Genomic DNA, 715 nt, shown 5'->3' with positions numbered 1-715 from the left:
CTGCGACGGATCGCATATTCGCAATAGCTGAAGGGAGCGGCGCACAAAGCAAAGCGCCCAGCCTTTTGAGGGGCTGGGCGATTTGGGCTGTAAGAGCCTGACGATGACCTACTTTCACACGGGAACCCGCACTATCATCGGCGCTGAGGCGTTTCACTGTCCTGTTCGGGATGGGAAGGAGTGGGACCACCTCGCTATGGTCATCAGGMATAAAGGGTTGTCGTGCTGACTGGGTCAGCACAACGAATTCATAGAGTCTGGAATCAGCTTGGTATTTGAATTGTTTTGAATGCGTCAACTTGGCATAACACCTTGATCGTAGATCAAAGTTATAGGGTCAAGCCGCACGAGCAATTAGTATCAGTTAGCTTAACGCATTACTGCGCTTCCACACCTGACCTATCAACGTCCTGGTCTTGAACGACTCTTTAGGGGGCTCAAGGCCCCGGCAGATCTCATCTTGAAACGAGTTTCCCGCTTAGATGCTTTCAGCGGTTATCTCTTCCACACTTAGCTACTCGGCAATGCCACTGGCGTGACAACCGATACACCAGAGGTGTGTCCACTCCGGTCCTCTCGTACTAGGAGCAGGCTTCCTCAAATCTGCAGCGCCCACGGAAGATAGGGACCAAACTRTCTCACGACGTTTTAAACCCAGCTCACGTACCTCTTTAAATGGCGAACAGCCATACCCTTGGGACCGGCTACAGTACAG

Annotated in this window: 2 rRNA genes; both read right to left on the bottom strand. The window is 52.0% G+C overall.

Annotation, left to right across the window (positions count from 1 at the left end):
• Positions 1-95: 95 nt before the first annotated feature.
• Positions 96-208 (bottom strand): 5S ribosomal RNA (gene rrf / locus AC1D2E_RS36020).
• Between the two features lie 125 nt (positions 209-333).
• Positions 334-715, bottom strand: a 23S ribosomal RNA gene (locus AC1D2E_RS36015); the annotation flags it as partial.

The sequence above is a fragment of the Variovorax sp. P1_H2 genome, assembly GCF_056405295.1.
This window is presented reverse-complemented; position numbering and strand designations above follow the sequence as displayed.